Genomic DNA, 16753 nt, shown 5'->3' on the forward strand with positions numbered 1-16753 from the left:
GCCGCGCAACCCACGAACCTCAACCCGCCCGGATGACCGCCAAACCCAACGGCGTGCTCTCGTGGATCTGCGACTTGCCCGCCCGCGTGCTCGTGATCAGCCCGCTCGCCCGCAGGATCGACGCGTGCTGGCTCGCCGTCGCCAGGGAGATTCCGGTCAGTGCCGCCAGCTCGCTCGTGTTGCACGGCGTTGTCGCCAGCGTCACCAGCACCCGGGCCCGCGTGGCGCCCAGCAGCGCGGACAGCGACGCCCCGGGCTCTGCGTCGCGGTCGAAGCGGGGTTGGCTGATCGAATAGACGAGGACCGGGGGCAGGTCCGGGTCCTTGTACGTCGTCGGCATGCCGTGTGCGAAGAACGCCGGGATCAGGCGGAGGCCTCGGCCGTCGAGGTGCAGCTCCTGCTCGACCGGGAAACGCACCCGCAGCACCGGTGGTGACCACGTGATGTCCGGGTGCAGCGTCGACAGCAGCAGCTGCGGGCCGCCGCGGTCCAGGGCCGAGCGCAGCCGGAGCCGGTCGCGGGCGACCGCCGCGCGCACCGCCGGCCAGTCCGGCGCCAGGCAGTTCCGGTAGTAGTCGTGCAGGGACGTGCCGAGCCGCCGCAGCTCTCGCGATTCGCCGCCGGCGAGGCGGCGCAGCCACGGCTGGACACGGGTGCCCTGCGCGACGAGCTCCGCGACGTCCGCGGCCAGCTTCGGCGACGGCGTCCCGAGCACCGCCGACACCCCGTCGGTGATCGTGCGGGCCCCCGCCGGGGTGAGGAAGTCCGGGCAGTAGCCGTACGGCGGGACCGCCGACAGCAGCAGCCGGCCCGAGTCGGGGACCGCGGAGCGTGACCCCCGGCGCCACCGGCCGAAGAACGGCTCGCCCTCCGGTCGCCGGATCCGGTAGCTGCTCATCAGCAGCTCCCACATCGGGTCGGCGTCCTCGGCGATGGTCAGCTTCGCCAGGTCCGCGTCCGTGAAGTGAACTCTCAACATCGCCGCTGTGCCCCTTTCCGCGCCGAGGGTAGCCGGGGGAGGAATTCACCGGATCCCCGGGCGGTTCCGTGCGTTCTTGAGGATTTCTTCACCCTCCGCGAAGGTAAAAAGCCGCGCTGTCGAAGATTACCCTGCGTAGCTGATGCGTACGGGGGAAACGGCTCGCATTCCTTGACAACACCACGGCTCGCAGAGTTACGTCGGCGGCCTGAATTCTGCGAGAAAAGGACCCGGAAATCGTTCTCGGGCACCGGTACGAATCGAGCCAAGCCACCGATGAAAGAAGAAGAACCCGCGTCCCGTCGTGCGGCCGCCCGCTGGAAACCCGGCACCTGGCGGCTGCGCACCAAGATCTCCGTCGTGTTGCTGCTGCCCGTGCTGGTCGCGCTCCTGCTGGCCGGCGGCCGGGTGCAGGCCGAGCTCGCCCGGGCGGGTGACCTGAGCGCCGTCCGGGACCAAATGCCGGTCGTGCAAGGGATCGCCGAGCTCGGCGGGCTGGCCGACGACGAGATGAGCCACGGCGGCGGCGCCGCGCAGACCGCGGCCGTCGACGAGAAAGCCGCCGCCGTCCGGCACGACGCCGCATTTTCGCAGCTCAACCCGGATTTGTCGCGAACGCTGGAAGATCAGCTGGGGAAAATGGCCGGACTGCGTCAGCAGACCGGTTCTTCCACGGCCAGGACCACCGCTTACCACGACTTCGTCGTCGCGCTCAGCGAAGTGATCCCCGGCATCGTCGGGCAGGCCGGGAATACCGATCTCGACGACGCCGCCGACGTCACGAAAGCGTTGGTGCAGCTGAGGACGAGCCTGGCCGGCCGCACCGACGCCTCGGCGGCGGCGGGTGAGGGCGTCGCCGCCGCCGAGGAGACCGTGCTCACCGGGCAGCTTCGCCGCGCCCTGCCCGCCGGTGCGGCGGCCGCCCGGTTCGCCGCGGCGACCAGCCCCGGCGCCGGCGGGCCCGCGGCCCGGCGCGCGTTGCTCGGCACGATCCTGACCGAGCAGGTGAAAGCGCTTTCGGACGCGGTCGGCGTGCAGACCAACGCCGCCCGCTCCGACGCGTTGCGCGACACCGCGCTGGTGCTCGCGTCCCTGCTCGGCGCGCTCGCGATCGCGCTCGGCGTGGCGCGGTCGGTGGTCGCCCCGATCCGGCGGCTGCACACGGCCGCGGTCGACACCGCGCGCCGCCGGCTGCCTGGGACGATCGAGCGGATCCGCGACGGCGAAGAGGTCGACTGGCAGGCGACCCCGCCGCTGCCGGTCGACACCGAGGAGGAGATCGGCCAGCTCGCCCGCGCCTTCGACGACATGCACCGGCAGGCGGTGCGGCTGGCCGTCGGCGAGCAGGCCGAGATGCGCATCCAGGTCAGCGAGATGTTCATGACGCTCTCGCGGCGCAGCCAGTCCCTGGTCGAGCTGCAGCTGTCGGTGATCGAAGACCTCGAAGCCGACGAGCAGGACCCGCAGCGGCTGGCCGAGCTGTTCCAGATCGACCACATCGCCACCCGGCTGCGGCGCAACGGCGAGAACCTGCAGGTCCTGGCGGGCGGACGGCCGGTGCGCCGCGACGTCGGGCCGGTCGCGACGGTCGAGCTGCTGCGGGCCGCGACCTCGGAGGTCAAGGACTACCAGCGGGTCGCGCTCGGCAACGCGCCGCGCGGGTCGGTGCAGTCCGAGGCCGCCGCCGACGTCGTGCACATCCTCGCCGAGCTGCTGGAGAACGCGATCCGGTCGTCGCCGCCGGACGACCAGGTGGTGCTCACCGCCGACCGCGGCTTCGACGGCGGGGTGCTGATCGAGGTCGTCGACGTCGGGCTCGGCATGAGCCGCGAGGACATCGAGGCGGCCAACGCGCGGCTCGCCGCCGGGGCCGCGGTCAGCCCGGAGACCACCCGGCGGATGGGCCTGTTCGTGGTGAGCAGGCTGGCCGCGTCGCACGGGATCACCGTCCGGCTGCGGCCGACGACCACCCGCACCGCGAGCGCCGGCATCACCGCCAGCGTGCACGTCCCCGGGGTGCTGATCCAGGTCGACCTGCCCCCGCGCCCGCCCGCGCTGCTCCCGGCGACCAACGGCGTCAGCGGTGTCAACGGCCTCAACGGCGGCGTCCGGTCCGACCCCGAACCCCGCTGGCCCGCCGAAGACCCCGGTCCGGCCGTCCTCGAGCCCCCGCCGCTGCCGACGCCGATCTTCGACCACATGCTGTCGCACTGGTTCGCCGATCCCCCGGCGGAACCGGCGGCGCCCGGCGCCTGGGCGACCCCGGCCGACGACGTCCGGCAGGCCGCGGAAGCCGCGGTCGGCACGCTCGACGACGTCGAGCTCACCGAGTCGGGACTGCCGACGCGGCAGCCCGGCGCGCAGCTCGCCCCGGGCTCGGTCGCCGAGCGCCGGCCCCAGCAGGCGGACACCTCGTTCCGCGATCCGGCCGCGGTGCGGAGCAACCTTTCACGGCACTACAGCGGTATGCGCGCGGCCCGGCACCGGGTCACGGCCGATCCGAAGGCGGAGCAGTGAGCACGCGGCGGGAAGGAGCGGATATGGCCGAGAGGTCCCGGAACTGGCTGGTGTCGGCGTTCACGCAGGAGGTGCCCGGCGTCGCGCACGCCGCGCTCGTCTCGGCGGACGGCCTGCTCGTGGCGGCGAACGAAACCCTGCCGCGCGACCGGGCCGACCAGCTCTCGGCGATCGCGTCCGGCCTCTCGAGCCTCGCGCTCGGCACGGCCGACCTGTTCACCGCGGGCCGGGTCGTGCAGTCGGTGATCGAGATGGAGCAGGGCTTCCTGCTGCTGATGAACGTCGGCGACGGCTCGAACCTGGTCGTGCTGGCCAACCCCGGCTGCGACATCGGCCTGGTGGGCTACGAGATGACGCTGCTGGTGGACCGGGTCGGGAAGCAGGTCGACACCCCGGCGCGGCCCACGGCGGCGGCGCCGGGAGCGAGCCGGTGACCCCAGGCCGGCGACGTGCGGGCGGCCGGCACGCGGCTTCGCTGGCCCGCCCCTACGCGTGGACCGCCGGGCGCACCCGGCCGACGGTCGACCTGGCGGTGGAAGCCCTCGTGGAGACGACCGCGCAGGGGCGCACCGCCCCGTACAGCCCGACCGACCCCCTGGGCGTGGTGACGCAGCTGTGCCTGCACCAGCGTTCGGTGGCCGAGGTCGGGCTCCACCTGGGCGTGCCGCTCGGCGTGGCCCGGGTGCTCATCGGTGATCTGCTGATCGCCGGCCAGGTGTCGATCCGCGACACGCTCACCGCGGACGCCTCCTTCGACGAACGGAACGACCTGCTCGAAAGGGTCCTCAGTGGACTACGCGCACTCTGAACGACGGATCACCTCGGCCAAGATCGTCGTGGCCGGCGGGTTCGGGGCCGGCAAGACGACCTTCGTCGGCGCCGTCTCGGAAATCAACCCGCTGCGGACCGAAGCCCTGATGACGGCGGCGGCCGTCGGCGTCGACCGGACCGAGGCGGTGCCGGGGAAGTTCGCGACCACCGTCGCGATGGACTTCGGCCGGCTCACCCTGGCCGACGACCTGGTGCTCTACGTGTTCGGCACACCGGGGCAGCACCGGTTCTGGTTCATGTGGGACGACCTGGTCTGCGGCGCGGTCGCGGCGATCGTCCTGGTCGACACGCGTCGGCTGGCGGACTGCTTCGCCTCGATCGACTTCTTCGAGTCGCGCGGCCTGCCGTTCCTCGTGGCCATCAACCAGTTCCAGGACACCCGCCCGCACGCGCCCGACCAGGTGCGCGAAGCCCTCAAGATCCCGGCGGCGGTGCAGGTCGTGACCTGCGACGCGCGGTCGCCGGAGTCGACCAAGCACACGCTCATCGCCGCGGCCGAGCACGCGCTCGCCGAGCTGCACGCGCCGCGTGCGCAGAAAGCCTGACAGGAGCACGGAAATGCACATGGACCACGACGACTTCGCGATGGGGCACTGGCTCGTCGTCCTCGCCTACCTGACCTCGGTGGTGGGCTGCGCGCTCGGTCTCGCCTGCACGCTGCAGGCGCGGTCGACCGACCAGCCGCGGACCCGGCTGATCTGGCTGGCGCTGGCGGCGGTGTCGATCGGCGGTGTCGGCATCTGGGTCATGCACTTCATCGCGATGCTCGGGTTTTCGACGCCCGGGCTGCCCGTGCGTTACGACATCTTCCGCACGGCGCTTTCGGCGGTTCTGTCGGTGGTGGCGGTGTTCTGCGGGCTGCTGGTGTTCGGCGTCCGCAACCGGTTCGCCTGGAAGCGGCTGCTGCTCGGCGGGCTGCTGACCGGGCTGGCGGTCAACGTCATGCACTACACGGGGATGTGGGCGGTCCAGATCAAGGGCACGATCGGCTACGACCCGACGCTGGTGACGCTCTCGGTGGTCATCGCGGTGGTGGCGGCGACGGCGGCGCTGTGGTGCACGGTCGCGCTGGACAAGCTCCTGCCCCGGCTGGCGGCGGGCCTGGTGATGGCCGCGGCGGTCACCGGCATGCACTACACGGGCATGGCGGCGGTCCGGCTGCACCTGGACCCGGCGGCGCCGGACCCGTCGGGCACGGAGGTGTTCTCGTTCCTGTTCCCGGTCTTCGTGCTGGCGGCGCTGGCGATGGCGGTGCCGATCTGCGCGGTGCTGATGGCGTCGGCCGGCTCGGAGTCGCGCCACACCGCTACCGCGGCTTCGGGAAGCGGTCTGCGCTGAAGTGCACGAGGATCGCGGTGGCCGACGCGCACACGACGTCGCCCGCGCGCAGGGTTCCGGTGGCGTGCAGCTTGCGCCCGTCGCGCCGCACGAGCCGCCCTTCCGCGGTGAGCGGCACGGCGTACGGCGTCCCGTGGTGGTAGTCGACCGTGAGGGACGCCGTCATGCCGGGAAAGCCGGCCGCGGCGGTCGCGCGGCCCAGGACGTGGTCCAGGACCGCCGCGACCCAGCCGCCGTGGACCCGCCCCGGCGGCCCCTCGTGCGCGGCGCCGAGGAGGACGTCGGCGCGGACGGACTCCGGGCCGACGTCCACCCAGGACAACGGCGGCGCGAGCGGGTTGCCGGGGCCTTCGAGGGGGTTGTTGACACTGAGGTGACCACCACCCTCGAGGGCGGCGAGCAGCAACGGCGCGGAGCCGCCCGCCGCGCGCAGGGCCGCCGTCACCGCTTCGACCCGGCCGGCCGCGGCGACGAGGTCGGCGGAGTCGCCGACACACACGGACGCCTCGATCAGCTCGCGGATCCGGTCGCCGAGCAGCGCTCGCTCGGCCGGGACACCGTCGACGACCGGGAAAGGGCTGGCCATCACACCCCCAGAACTAGAACACGTTTCAGTGCAGTCTAGCTCCGGGGGAGCGGCTCGCCCAGGAACACCGGGGCCGGGCCGCGGTCACCTTCTTCGGCCGCTTGTGCAGCCACGCGCCGATCCGCGTGGCCCAGGTCCCGGCGGATGTGGCTTTCGTCGGGTCGAGGAGCAGGCTCGAGCCGAGCTGTTCCTGCGGCGCCGAGTAGCAGAGCAGCCGCGCCGGCGCGGCCAAGGCGCCGCTCGACACGCGCGAGCAGACCGGGGGCCACGCCGCCGCGGAGAGCGGCATGGCCCCGGCGCTCACTCGCAGTGGCGGCCGCGGGCGTAGGTGTAGGACTCCAGCAGCACCCGCCACACCAGCTCGATCTCGTCGCGGTCCCTCGGGCCGTAGACGAGCTGGGTGTTCTGGATCGGGTGCGGCACGCCCCAGCCCGCCTCCGTGACGATCTTCTTCACCGTCGCCGGCAGTGTCATGTGGAGGCTGCCGTCCTGCTGGGGGTGCAGGTGGGCGAACTCGCGGCTGCGCTTGATGAACGCGTCCTCCGGGCCGGTGCCGAACTCCGGGGCCAGGTGGATCGCCCTGGCCTCCGGGTACGGCACGTGCGTCGGCGCGAGGTAGACGCCGGCCAGTGCGCGCATCCGCTGCCACAGCTCCTCCTGCAGCGTGCTCGGCGCGATCTGGTTGAGCTGGCCGTGCGGGACCGGGCCGCGGGTGCGCGGCGCCGGGCCGGGACGGTCGGGCATCTCGAACATGAGCTTCCTCCGGAACAGGTCAGAACGGGTGGACGCGCTGGTAGCGGCGGCCGTGGTAGACGAGCGGGTCGCCGGGCCGGGTGCGGACCGCGCACACCTCGCCCAGCAGCAGGCCGTGGTCGCCGGCGTCGACGGTGTCGCGGCGCCGGCATTCGACGCTCGCCAGCGCCTCCGGGTGCAGGGGCGGGCCGTGTTCGGCCGGTGCGAAGCCGGTGCCGCCGAACCGGTCGGCGCCCGGCGTGGCGAACAACGCGGCGAGCTCGGCCTGCTCCGCGGTCAGCACGTTGACACCGAAGTGCGAGCAGCCCGAGAACACGCCGTAGGAGCTCGACGTCTTCGCCTGGCAGACCAGCAGCAGCGGCGGCCGCATCGACACCGACGTCACCGAGGTCGCGGCGAACCCGCGCGGGGCGCCGTCGCCGTCGAGCGCGGTCACCACGCACACGCCGCCGGCCAGCGCCGCCATCGCGTCCTTGAACTCGTCGAGCAGCGCCGCGGTCATCGGAGGGCTCCCACCGCGGACGGCGTCAGCCACTCGCCTTCCGGAGCCCCGAACCCGCCGGCGCGGGAGAACACCGTGCGGCCACGGCGGATCGTGCGCTCGACCCGGCCGGTGAACAGCCAGCCCGCGTACGCCGTCCAGCCGCACTTCGCCTGGACGTCGCCGGGGCCGAACGACCAGTTCTCCGCCGGGTCGAAGAGCACAAGATCGGCGTCCAGGCCGGGCGCGACGGCGCCCTTGCGGTCCGCGACCCCCATCAGCCGCGCGGGTTCGGCGGCCAGCACCCGGGTGACGATCGGCAGCAGCTCGGCCGGTGTCGCGTCCGGCACCCGGCGGCACAGGCCGGTGTAGAGGGCCGCGAACAGCTCCTGCACCCCCGGCAGCCCGGGCGGCGCGTCGGGCGCGTCGAGCACCTTGTCCCCGAACGCGTGCGGCGCGTGGTCACTGCCCACAGTGGACACTTCGCCGCGCAGCACCGCGTCCCACAACCGGTCCTGGTCGGCCTGCTCGCGGATGGCCGGGCTGAGCCGGATCCGCGAGCCGTAGCGGGCGGTGTCCGCCGCGGTGAACGACAGGTGGTGCCCGGTGACCTCCCAGGTGACCGGCAGCCCGGTCGCGCCGGCCGCGGTGAGCAGGTCGGCCTCCTCGCGGCTGGACACGTGCAGCACGTGCACCGCGGTGCCGTGCCGTCGCGCCAGCTCGATCAGCTTGGCCACCGCGACGATCCCGCCCGAGCGCGGCCGGAACCGTTCGTAGTCGCCGTAGGTCGACGGCTTGCCCCGCCACTCGTCCAGCAGCGTGAAGACGTCGTCGTCCTCGGCGTGGAACAGCAGCCGCAGGCCACGGCGTTTCGCGACGGCGAACAGCTCGTCCAGCCGGCCCGGGTCGCGCAGCACGTGCGGCGCGGTGTGGTGCCCGGTCAGGAACGCCTTCGCGGTCAGTGCCTCGGCCGGTTCGAACGCCGCCAGCGTGTCGACGGCGTCCGGGTTGACCCCCGCGTGGAAGCGGTAGTCGACCAGGCTCGTTCCGCGGACCTCGGCGTCCTTGGCCCGCGCGTCGGCGGGGGTGAACGTCGCCGGGCGCGTGTTGGGCATGTCGAACACCGTGGTGACGCCGCCGGCCACCGCGGCGCGCGACGCGTGCGCCCAGTCCTCCTTGGCCGTCAGGCCCGGGGTGCGGAAGTGCACGTGGGAGTCGATCAGGCCGGGCAGCACGAACCGGCCGGCCGCGTCGAGCTCCTCGGCGCCGGACACGGTGCTCCCGGCCGGGAGCACGTCGGCGATCTTCCCGCCGGTGACGGCGATGTCGGCGACCCGGACTCCGTCGGGGCCGGTCACCCGGCCGCCGCGGACGACGAGGTCGCAGGTCTTCACGCGGCCCATGGCAAGCTCACCAGCTCTCGGCTCAGGTCGTTGGTCGGGCCCATCAGCGCGACGGCGCGGGCGTCGCGGGCCATCCGGTTGATCGGGTGCGTCACCACGTACCCCGCGCTGCCGAGCAGCCGCGCGATGCCCGCGACGACCTCCTCGGCCACCTGGGAGGCGTGGATCTTGCTGTGCAGCGTCACCTCGCCCGGGTCGGCGCCTTCGCGTCGCCCGGCCCGTTCGACGAGCGCGCGGGCGGACTCCACCTGCCCGCGCAGGTCCACCAGCCGGTGCCGGACGGCCTGCAGGTCGAGCAGCGACTTCCGTTGCGCCGCCCGGAACCCGAGGTCCCAGGCCGCTTCGGCGATCCCGGCCGACACCGCGCCGAGCGTCGCCCCGGACTGCCGGACGCCGGCGATGATCGTGCTGGCGGCGTCCCGCGGCCCGAGCAGCGCTTCCGCGTCGAGCCGGCAGTCCTTGAGCTCGACGAACCCGGTCGCCGACGCCCGCATGCCGGCCAGGTCCAGGCTCAGGTCGGGCTCGATGCCGGGGTTGGTCGCGGGCACGAGGAAGAAGCTCTGCCCGCCGGAGCCGTACGCCGAGTCGTCCGCTTCGCTCACCGGCGTGCTCTGCGCGAGCACGAGGTAGACGTCGGTGACGCCGGCGCCGGTGGTGAACGCCTTGCCGCCGCTGACCGTCCAGCCGCCGCCGGGCAGCTCGTCGGCGATGGTGGCGAGGTTCTTCTTCGCCGCGCCGGCGCCGGACTCGCTCCACGCCGAGGCGGCCAGCCACCGGCCGGAGGCGAGCTTCGGCAGCAGTTCCTCGCGCTGCGCGTCGCTGCCCCACTCGGCGATCCGGCTGCACACGGCCATGTGCTGGAAGGCGATGATCGACGTCGACGGGTCGTGCCGCGCGATCTTCGCGATCATCCGGTTGGCCGCCAGGGAGTCTTCCCCGGCCCCGCCGTAGCGGCGTGGCACGACCAGCCCGGGCAACGGCGAGTTCCGCAGCGCCTCGAGCACTTCGGGCGCGGGCTTGCCGGCCTCGTCGGCCGCGGCCGCGTGTTTCGCGAGGACGTCGAGCAGCTCGCCGACGTCGAGGCGCGCGGAAGTGGTCAGGTCGAGAGCAGGCACGAGTCCTCCTTCAGGACGTGGGGGCCGAACGAGTCGATGGACACGGCGCCGGTGAACGACACCGCCTTCTCCGGGACGCTCACCCAGGACAGCTCGCTGTCGCGGTCGTGGCCGGACACCGCGGCGGCCGAGGTGGTGCGCCCGCCCGCGGTGCGGATCCGCAGCGGCTCGGCGCGCCGGGTCTCCCCGCCGGCGTGCCGGAACGGGATGGTGCCGCGGATCCGCCGCGCCGCGCCGAGGCAGACGGCGCCGGTGAGCGCGATCGTCGGGTGCCACGACGGCACCGAGATCGCGCGCACCGCCAGGCCGTCCTCGCCGTCCGGCAGCACCGCGGCCACCTTCGGGAACGCGCCGTCGACGGGGTAGCCGTACTGCCGCGCGGCCGAGCGCCGGATCGCGGTCATCGTGCGGAACAGCGGCTGCCCGGCGGAGAACAGCTCCTCCGGGGTGTCGACGCCGAGGTCGTGGCCGGAGAGGAACAGGTACGGGTTCCCGACCGAGACCGCGCTGACCCGGATCGTGCCGTCCTCGTAGGGCAGGTCCGTGGTGGTCTCGCCGAACGGCAGCAGCTCGCCGAGCGGCACCGCGGGGTGGTTGAGGAAGTGCGCGGTGAACGTCGTCCGGTCGCGGACGCACTCGTCGACCTCGCACACCACGTGGTCGTTGTTGTTGAGCACGCGCACCCGGACGCGGTGCTCCGGCGCGAGCCGGCCGATCCAGCCGAGCCGGCTGGCCACGACCACCGACGAGAGCACCGAGTGCCCGCAGCTGCCGCGGAAGTCGAACCGGACCGGATCACCCGGGATGACCTGCACGAACCGGTAGTCGAGGTCGAACAGCGGGTGCTCGGAGACCGAGACGAGCGCGACCTTGGTGACCGCGGCGAGGCCGTGGTCGGCGAGCCAGGCGACGCCGTCGGCCAGTGCGTCGGCCAGCGCCTCCTCGGACTCGGGCAGCCGCTCGGCCGGCAGCACCAGCGTCGAGCTCGGGCTGCCGTGGGCGTGGGCGATGTGGGCGAGCATCAGGCCGCCCTCCTTTCCCCGGCGCCGCCGCGGGAGAGCTGCTCGGCCCAGATCCGGTGGATGAGCAGCGCCCAGATGGCCAGCGCCGATTCGTCGTTCGGCCGGTTGGCCTGGGTGTCGAACAGCCCGGTGACGGCCTTGGGGTCGAGCTGCCCGCCGTGGGCGAGCGACGGCCCGGACAGCACGTCACGGGCGTAGGTGTGCAACGGCTGCCCGGCCGCGAGCATCGCGGTGATCGGCAGCGTGAACGGCTGTTTCGGCCGGTCGAGCACCGAATCCGGGACCAGCCCGCGGGCGGCCGCGTACAGCGCGCGCTTGACCTCGTTGCCGCGCACGCGGTGCTCGACCGGCAGCCGGCGGGCCAGCCGCGTGACCGACCGCTGGCAGAACGGCACCCGCACCTCGACCGAGTGCGCCATGCTCAGGTGGTCGACGCGGCGCAGGTGGTAGGCGGGCAGCCGTTCGTCCACTTCGAACTCGGTGATCGCGGCGAGCCGGTCCGGCCCGGCGCCGCGCAGCCGGCGTTCGATCCGCTCGGCTTCGGTTCCCTTCTGCCGCAACAGGTCTCGATAGTCCTTTGTGTACAGCTGCTGTCGCAGGGCCGCGGGCACCGCCGCCAGCGCTTCGACGTAGCCGTTCGGCCAGTCCTCGGTGCCGAGCAGCGCGTCGCGGATCCGGCTGTACCCGCCGAAGATCTCGTCCGCGGCGTCGCCGGAGAGCGTCACCTTGAACCCGGCGTCGTGCACGCCCTGGAACAGCAGGTACGTGCTGAGCGTGATCGGGTCCGCGTTGGGCTGGCCCAGGTGCCAGACGACCTCGCCGAGCAGGTCCGGGAACGTTGCCGGGTCCGCCTCGATCTGGTGGTAGGTCGCACCGCTGCGCGCGGCGACCTCACGGGCGTACTTCTTTTCGTCGAACGGCCAGTCGCCGGTGTAGGCGATGTTGAACGCGTGCACGTGCGGCACCTTCTCCGCCAGCAACGCCGTCACCAGGCTGGAGTCCAGGCCGCCGCTGGTGATCGTCGAGATCGGCACGTCGGCCAGCGCCAGCCGGTGGGTCTCGGCGCGCAGGGTGTCGCGCACCCGGCTGCCCGCGGCTTCGATGTCACCGTCGTCTTCGACCGGGAAGGCGCTTTCGGCGCGCCGCGAGATCTTCAGCCCGGCCGAGCGCGTGTAGACGGCGGTGGCCGCCCGCGGCAGCACCCGGACGCCGTCGAACATCGTCTGTTCGCCGAACGGCGTTTTGGTGGTGAGGTAGCTGTCGAGGCCTTCGGCCCACTGGTCCCATTCCACGCCGGGAACGCTCAGCAGGGCGGGCAGCTCCGAGGAGAAGTACAGCTCCTCCCGGGCCGGGTTCCAGTGGTAGTACAGCGGTTTCATGCCCGCGTCGTCGGTGGCCAGCACCAGCTTCGGCTCGGCCCGCAGGTCCAGCACCGCCACCGCGTACATCCCGTCGAGGTGGTCGACGAAGTCCAGGCCGTACCGGTGGTACAGCGCCGGGATCACGTTGCCGTCGCAGTGGTCGTGGAAGACGTACCCCGCCGCGTGCAGGTCGCGGCGCAGCTCGGCGTGGTTGTAGATCTCGCCGTTGAAGACGACCTTGAGGTCGCGGCCGAGGCAGTAGGGCTGCTCGCCGCCGTCGAGGTCGATGATGGCGAGCCGGTTGTTGCCCAGCGCCCAGCCTTCGCCGGCTGCGCCGAACCGGGCGTCCGGTCCGCCGTGGCGCTGCAGCGCCGAGACCGCCCGCAGGTGGTGGTCCGCGAGACTGCCGCCGAGGTGTCCATAGATCCGGCACATGACGGTCACTTCACCTCCGCGGAGACGCCCGCGCGGGCGTAGAGGACGGGGTCGAACGGGGTCGGGCCACCGCAGGTCGCGAACCGCGTCGTGGCCGCTTCGGGGTTGCGCGTGCCGTGCGGCACACCGGGGGCGGCGAACAGGACGTCGCCGGGGGAGACGTCGTGCCAGCGGTCGATCAGGTACATCTGGCCGTCGCCCTCGAAGGCGATGAACGCCTCTTCGCTTTCGGGGTGCTGGTGGACGTTGAAGGTCTGGCCGGGCTCCTGGATCCCGCAGTGCAGGCACAGCCGCGCGCTGCCGGTGCCGGGCCAGAAGAGGAAGTTCATCACGGCGGTGTTCTCGTGCGCGGCCACCTCGCCGGTGCCGCTGAAGCCGTGCAGCTGCGTTTCGGTGTTCCCCAGCTCGTTTTCCAGCCGGGGCGCGGAACCGGTGGGCTCGCCGCCCGCCAGGCGGGTCCGCCACACGTACGCGGTCAGGCCGTCGTCGCCGGCTTCGAGCTCGAGCGTGCGCCCGGTCGGGGAGTGCAGGGCGGAGCCGCGTGCCACCTCGGTGCGGTGCCCCGTGACGTCGCCGTGGCCGGAGCCGGAGAAGACGACCGCGACGTTTTCCTCCTCGAGGGCCCAGCCGAGCCGCCACGCCTTGCCGGGTGCGACTTCGACGACGAGCAGGGTCACCTTGTGCGCCCCCATGGCCGGGCCGACCGGCTCGGCGACGCGGCCCCAGTCGAACGGCGCGAAGACGAAATCCGCCGCGCGGACGATCGTTCCCTGAATCTGGTCGATGAGCATCCCCAGGTCCAATCAGTTGCTTGACGATTTGCCGATGGGCGGGAAGCGGAATTGATCACGGTTTCCCGAATCGCTTCCGGTGGCGACCGTACTAGACTCGCCTCGACCGTTGCAAAGTCGTTAACGGGGGTCTCAAATCTGCCCGAATGGAGCAGTAGTCATTGACTGAACCGATTCAGTAAAATTCCGATACCGCCGAATGAGGGAACGCTGATGTCCGCCGGTGCGACGAAAGCCGTCCAAAGGGGCGGCGCGGGGAAAAGATGTGAACGTCGTCACAATCGTTGTGCTGCAACGGAATTGCTGCCGCGATGTCGGGAACGGGTCCGATGGTCAAATCGAAAACGGCCGGAATGTTAACGATCGGCGGCCGGTGCTTCCCGGTGCGCAAAAAAGGCGGCCACCTCGCGGTGGCCGCCGAAGCGGTGCGGAAAAGCGAATTACTGCGGAATGGCCTGCAATGCGGTGTCGACGACCTGTTCCAGCAAAGCCTTGTCGCGGCAGACCGCGCTCATCACGCGCAGCCCCTGAATCATCGTGACGAGGAAATTGGACACGGCCGGGATGTCGGTTCCCGCCGGCAGTTCGCCCATGCTGCGGGCCAGGTGCAGGGTGCCGTAGAAGGAGTCCTGCAGCGCCGCGATGGCGTCGCAGACGATCCGGTTCGCGATGTCGTCGTGCGGCACCCGTTCGGTGATCGCCATGACGAGCAGGCAGCCGGGCCGGCCGGGCTCCTTCAGCGCGTCGTCGATGCGGCCCAGCAACAGGTCGCGCATCACCTGCCGGATCGGCACCCGCTGCATCAGCGACTCACGGGTGGCGTCGGTGGTCTGGCGGACGTAGCGCTGGAGCGCGTGTTCGTAGAGGCCGTGCTTGCTGCCGAACGCGGCGTAGAGCGAGCCGCGTCCGAGCCCGGTCGCCTCCGCGAGGTCCTGGATCGAGGTGGCCTCGTAACCCTGGCGCCAGAAGACCTCCATGGCCTGCTGGACCACCTCGTCGGTGTCGAACTCGCGGACTCGGGGCATGTCCCCAGTCTAGGGAAGCTGGAACGATCGGTCAACAACGGGGCCCTGTATCTGGACCGACTGATCAACAATAACGTCCTGGTTGCCCGAATTTTCCGCGCCGTTACCAGGAAGTTCGTGCCTGAACGTGGTCAGTCGGTCGCTCTGATGTTTACCGATCGATCCAGATTTGCTACGTTCGGGCTGCGGCACCGCCCGCATCCGCAACCAGACTCCGCCAATCAAGCAAGCCAACCAAGCAAGGAGAGATCCCATGCCTCACGTGCAGCGCCGGTCGTCCGTCAGCGACGAGCTGGCCTGGCAGATCGTCCGCGCGGCCGACGAGGCCGCGAAGGCGACCGACAAGCGGTTCGCCGTCGCGGTGGTGGACGAAAGCGGCCACCTGAAGGCGTTCCTGCGGCAGGACGGCGCGAAGCTCAACGCCGTCCAGGTCGCGCAGGACAAGGCCTACACCGCCGCGTCGTCGGCGATGCCGACCCAGAAGTGGTCCGAGGTGCTCGAGGCCGACCCGGTGCTGCGGACCGGCGCGCCCACCGCGATCGACCGCCTGGTCAGCATGGGCGGCGGCCTGCCCATCGTGGTCGACGGCGAGGTCGTCGGCGCGGTCGGCGTCTCGGGCGCGCACTGGACCGACGACGTCAAGATCGCCGAGGCCGGCCTGGCCGCGCTCGGGTCCTGACCGTTCCGGCGAACCGAACCCCGGGAGAAACGATGCCCATCGCCCTGTTCGTGCTCGGGCTGACGGTGTTCAGCCTGGGCACGACCGAGTTCATGATCGCCGGCCTGCTGCCGGAACTGTCCGGCGCCTTCGGCGTCACGCTGCCGCAGGCCGGGCTGCTCATCTCGCTGTTCGCGCTCGGCGTCGTGGTCGGCGCGCCGCTGATCACCGCCGCGACCACCAAGGTGCCGCGGAAGACGGCGCTCGTCGTGCTGCTCGCGGTTTTCGTCGTCGGCGAGGTGATCGCCGCGGCCGCGCCGTCGTTCGGCGTGCTCATGGCCGCCCGCGTGGTCACCGCCGTCGCGCACGGCTCGTTCTTCGGCATCGGCGCGGTGGTCGCGGCCAACCTGGTGGAGCCGGCCAAACGGGCCCGGGCCATCTCGATCATGTTCGGCGGCCTGACCATCGCCACCATCGCCGGTGTCCCGCTCGGCACGTTCGTCGGCCAGCACTTCGGCTGGCGCGCGACCTTCCTGGCCGTCGCGGTGCTCGGCCTGGTCGACCTCGTCGGCGTGGTCGCGCTGGTGCCGCACCAGCCGCGCGCCGGGCACCTGGGCGTGCGCCACGAGCTGGCCGCGTTCCGCAACCCGAAGGTGTGGCTGGCCCTGGGCACCACGATGCTCAGCCAGGCCGCGCTCTACACCGCCTACACCTACATCGCACCGCTGCTGACCGACGTCACCGGCTTCTCCGAGGGCCTGGTGCCGCCGCTGCTGGCGCTGTTCGGCATCGGCACGTTCCTCGGCAGCGTGCTCGGCGGCCGGTTCGCCGACCGCTCGCTGATGGGCACGCTGTGCGCCGGCCTGCTCCTGCTGGCCGTCATGCTCGGCGCGTTTTCCCTGACCGCGCACAGCAAACCGGCCATGATCGCGACGCTGTTCCTGTTCGGGATCGGCAGCTTCCTGATCAACCCGGCGTTGCAGACGCGGGTGATGAACGAGACCGAAGGCGCGCCGACCCTGGCCAGCACGAGCAACATCTCGGCGTTCAACGTCGGCAACGCGCTCGGCCCGTGGCTCGGCGGGGTCGGCATCAGCGCCGGCGCCGGCCTGCTCTCGCCGAGCTGGATCGGGGCCGGGCTGGCCGTGGCGTCGCTGGTCGTCGCGCTGGCCGCGGTGGGCCTCGACCGCCGGGGGGACACGCGCACCGGAGAGGGGGTGGAAACCGATGCCGGTCGTGCACGTGAACTGGTGGAAGGGGGCCGGTGAGCCCGAACGCCGCCAGCTCGTCGAAGAGGTGACAGGCACCGTTTCGCGGCTCGCGAAGTGCCCCGAAGCGGCGGTCACGGTGATCATCACCGACGTCGAAAAGGACCATTGGGGTCTCGGCGGCAAGCTCGCCGGAGATCTCTGAGCGGAGGCCGGGACGCGCGTCGTCCCGGCCTCCCCGTCTTCCTGG

19 protein-coding genes are annotated in these 16753 nt (G+C 72.1%); 8 read left to right on the forward strand and 11 right to left on the reverse strand.

All coding sequences use genetic code 11. The annotated features are described in order from the left end of the window. Positions 1-19 precede the first annotated feature (19 nt). Entirely contained in the window at positions 20-979 is a 960-nt protein-coding gene (locus ACZ63J_RS29140) for an ArsR/SmtB family transcription factor (RefSeq protein ID WP_465303577.1), read from the reverse strand. 276 nt (positions 980-1255) lie between these two features. On the opposite strand from ACZ63J_RS29140, the gene ACZ63J_RS29145 reads away from it, so the two are divergent. The 5 genes from ACZ63J_RS29145 to ACZ63J_RS29165 are packed head-to-tail and all read left to right on the forward strand — an operon-like array spanning position 1256 to position 5665. Next, complete coding sequence (locus tag ACZ63J_RS29145; RefSeq protein ID WP_465401050.1) at positions 1256-3496, forward strand: HAMP domain-containing sensor histidine kinase; 2241 nt, start codon at positions 1256-1258, stop codon at positions 3494-3496. Positions 3497-3519: 23 nt separating this feature from the next. Further along, entirely contained in the window at positions 3520-3930 is a 411-nt protein-coding gene (locus tag ACZ63J_RS29150; RefSeq protein ID WP_465303581.1) for a roadblock/LC7 domain-containing protein, read from the forward strand. Further along, on the forward strand, positions 3927-4304 hold the full coding sequence (locus ACZ63J_RS29155) for a DUF742 domain-containing protein (protein WP_465303583.1): 378 nt from the start codon (positions 3927-3929) through the stop codon (positions 4302-4304). Before ACZ63J_RS29150 ends, ACZ63J_RS29155 begins: the two co-directional genes overlap by 4 nt. Continuing rightward, positions 4285-4872, forward strand: coding sequence for a GTP-binding protein (locus tag ACZ63J_RS29160; protein ID WP_465303585.1), 588 nt, complete (start codon positions 4285-4287; stop codon positions 4870-4872). The genes ACZ63J_RS29155 and ACZ63J_RS29160 overlap by 20 nt, the downstream gene beginning before the upstream one ends. Before the next feature lie 19 nt (positions 4873-4891). Further along, entirely contained in the window at positions 4892-5665 is a 774-nt protein-coding gene (locus ACZ63J_RS29165) for an MHYT domain-containing protein (RefSeq protein ID WP_465304218.1), read from the forward strand. On the opposite strand, the gene ACZ63J_RS29170 is transcribed toward ACZ63J_RS29165, so the two are convergent. The 10 genes from ACZ63J_RS29170 to ACZ63J_RS29215 all read right to left on the reverse strand — a co-directional run bounded on the left by ACZ63J_RS29170 (position 5634) and on the right by ACZ63J_RS29215 (position 14637). Beyond that, positions 5634-6251 (reverse strand): PaaI family thioesterase, encoded by a 618-nt coding sequence (locus ACZ63J_RS29170; RefSeq protein WP_465401051.1) that lies wholly within the window; start codon positions 6249-6251, stop codon positions 5634-5636. The two genes, ACZ63J_RS29165 and ACZ63J_RS29170, sit on opposite strands and share 32 nt — an antisense overlap. A gap of 25 nt (positions 6252-6276) precedes the next feature. Next, positions 6277-6540 (reverse strand): hypothetical protein, encoded by a 264-nt coding sequence (locus ACZ63J_RS29175; protein ID WP_465401052.1) that lies wholly within the window; start codon positions 6538-6540, stop codon positions 6277-6279. 11 nt (positions 6541-6551) lie between these two features. Then, positions 6552-7004, reverse strand: coding sequence for a luciferase domain-containing protein (locus tag ACZ63J_RS29180; protein WP_465401053.1), 453 nt, complete (start codon positions 7002-7004; stop codon positions 6552-6554). 19 nt (positions 7005-7023) lie between these two features. After that, positions 7024-7506: a flavin reductase family protein gene (locus ACZ63J_RS29185; RefSeq protein ID WP_465401054.1), complete on the reverse strand. Its 483-nt coding sequence runs from the start codon at positions 7504-7506 to the stop codon at positions 7024-7026. After that, positions 7503-8879: a dihydroorotase gene (locus ACZ63J_RS29190; RefSeq protein WP_465401055.1), complete on the reverse strand. Its 1377-nt coding sequence runs from the start codon at positions 8877-8879 to the stop codon at positions 7503-7505. The genes ACZ63J_RS29185 and ACZ63J_RS29190 overlap by 4 nt, the downstream gene beginning before the upstream one ends. Next, the gene (locus tag ACZ63J_RS29195) at positions 8876-10003 is read right to left on the reverse strand and encodes an acyl-CoA dehydrogenase family protein (RefSeq protein WP_465401056.1); all 1128 of its coding nucleotides are present in this window, start codon (positions 10001-10003) and stop codon (positions 8876-8878) included. Before ACZ63J_RS29195 ends, ACZ63J_RS29190 begins: the two co-directional genes overlap by 4 nt. Then, complete coding sequence (locus ACZ63J_RS29200; RefSeq protein ID WP_465401057.1) at positions 9985-11025, reverse strand: PrpF domain-containing protein; 1041 nt, start codon at positions 11023-11025, stop codon at positions 9985-9987. The genes ACZ63J_RS29195 and ACZ63J_RS29200 overlap by 19 nt, the downstream gene beginning before the upstream one ends. Next, positions 11025-12821: an asparagine synthase (glutamine-hydrolyzing) gene (gene asnB / locus ACZ63J_RS29205; RefSeq protein ID WP_465401300.1), complete on the reverse strand. Its 1797-nt coding sequence runs from the start codon at positions 12819-12821 to the stop codon at positions 11025-11027. The genes ACZ63J_RS29200 and asnB overlap by 1 nt, the downstream gene beginning before the upstream one ends. 5 nt (positions 12822-12826) lie before the next feature. After that, on the reverse strand, positions 12827-13612 hold the full coding sequence (locus ACZ63J_RS29210; RefSeq protein WP_465401058.1) for a cupin domain-containing protein: 786 nt from the start codon (positions 13610-13612) through the stop codon (positions 12827-12829). Between the two features lie 440 nt (positions 13613-14052). Then, on the reverse strand, positions 14053-14637 hold the full coding sequence (locus ACZ63J_RS29215) for a TetR/AcrR family transcriptional regulator (protein ID WP_465401059.1): 585 nt from the start codon (positions 14635-14637) through the stop codon (positions 14053-14055). 253 nt (positions 14638-14890) lie between these two features. Here ACZ63J_RS29215 and ACZ63J_RS29220 point away from each other — a divergent pair, with 253 nt between their 5' ends. Genes ACZ63J_RS29220 through ACZ63J_RS29230 form a run of 3 tightly spaced genes read left to right on the forward strand, consistent with a single transcriptional unit; the run spans position 14891 to position 16708 of the window. After that, entirely contained in the window at positions 14891-15316 is a 426-nt protein-coding gene (locus ACZ63J_RS29220) for a GlcG/HbpS family heme-binding protein (RefSeq protein ID WP_465401060.1), read from the forward strand. A gap of 32 nt (positions 15317-15348) precedes the next feature. Beyond that, positions 15349-16563, forward strand: a complete 1215-nt coding sequence (locus ACZ63J_RS29225) for a Cmx/CmrA family chloramphenicol efflux MFS transporter (protein ID WP_465401061.1) — start codon at positions 15349-15351, stop codon at positions 16561-16563. Further along, positions 16523-16708: a tautomerase family protein gene (locus ACZ63J_RS29230; protein WP_465401062.1), complete on the forward strand. Its 186-nt coding sequence runs from the start codon at positions 16523-16525 to the stop codon at positions 16706-16708. The genes ACZ63J_RS29225 and ACZ63J_RS29230 overlap by 41 nt, the downstream gene beginning before the upstream one ends. Positions 16709-16753 lie beyond the last annotated feature (45 nt).

The sequence above is a fragment of the Amycolatopsis sp. NPDC104863 genome, assembly GCF_055582965.1.

Coding starts and splice junctions, on each gene's coding strand:
- ACZ63J_RS29220 (WP_465401060.1), top strand. CDS start 14,891: ATGCCTCACGTGCAGCGCCGGTCGTCCGTCAGCGACGAGCTGGCCTGG.
- ACZ63J_RS29210 (WP_465401058.1), bottom strand. CDS start 13,612: ATGCTCATCGACCAGATTCAGGGAACGATCGTCCGCGCGGCGGATTTC.
- ACZ63J_RS29215 (WP_465401059.1), bottom strand. CDS start 14,637: ATGCCCCGAGTCCGCGAGTTCGACACCGACGAGGTGGTCCAGCAGGCC.
- asnB (WP_465401300.1), bottom strand. CDS start 12,821: ATGTGCCGGATCTATGGACACCTCGGCGGCAGTCTCGCGGACCACCAC.
- ACZ63J_RS29225 (WP_465401061.1), top strand. CDS start 15,349: ATGCCCATCGCCCTGTTCGTGCTCGGGCTGACGGTGTTCAGCCTGGGC.
- ACZ63J_RS29165 (WP_465304218.1), top strand. CDS start 4,892: ATGGACCACGACGACTTCGCGATGGGGCACTGGCTCGTCGTCCTCGCC.
- ACZ63J_RS29180 (WP_465401053.1), bottom strand. CDS start 7,004: ATGTTCGAGATGCCCGACCGTCCCGGCCCGGCGCCGCGCACCCGCGGC.
- ACZ63J_RS29150 (WP_465303581.1), top strand. CDS start 3,520: ATGGCCGAGAGGTCCCGGAACTGGCTGGTGTCGGCGTTCACGCAGGAG.
- ACZ63J_RS29200 (WP_465401057.1), bottom strand. CDS start 11,025: ATGCTCGCCCACATCGCCCACGCCCACGGCAGCCCGAGCTCGACGCTG.
- ACZ63J_RS29170 (WP_465401051.1), bottom strand. CDS start 6,251: ATGGCCAGCCCTTTCCCGGTCGTCGACGGTGTCCCGGCCGAGCGAGCG.
- ACZ63J_RS29140 (WP_465303577.1), bottom strand. CDS start 979: ATGTTGAGAGTTCACTTCACGGACGCGGACCTGGCGAAGCTGACCATC.
- ACZ63J_RS29145 (WP_465401050.1), top strand. CDS start 1,256: ATGAAAGAAGAAGAACCCGCGTCCCGTCGTGCGGCCGCCCGCTGGAAA.
- ACZ63J_RS29175 (WP_465401052.1), bottom strand. CDS start 6,540: ATGCCGCTCTCCGCGGCGGCGTGGCCCCCGGTCTGCTCGCGCGTGTCG.
- ACZ63J_RS29230 (WP_465401062.1), top strand. CDS start 16,523: ATGCCGGTCGTGCACGTGAACTGGTGGAAGGGGGCCGGTGAGCCCGAA.
- ACZ63J_RS29185 (WP_465401054.1), bottom strand. CDS start 7,506: ATGACCGCGGCGCTGCTCGACGAGTTCAAGGACGCGATGGCGGCGCTG.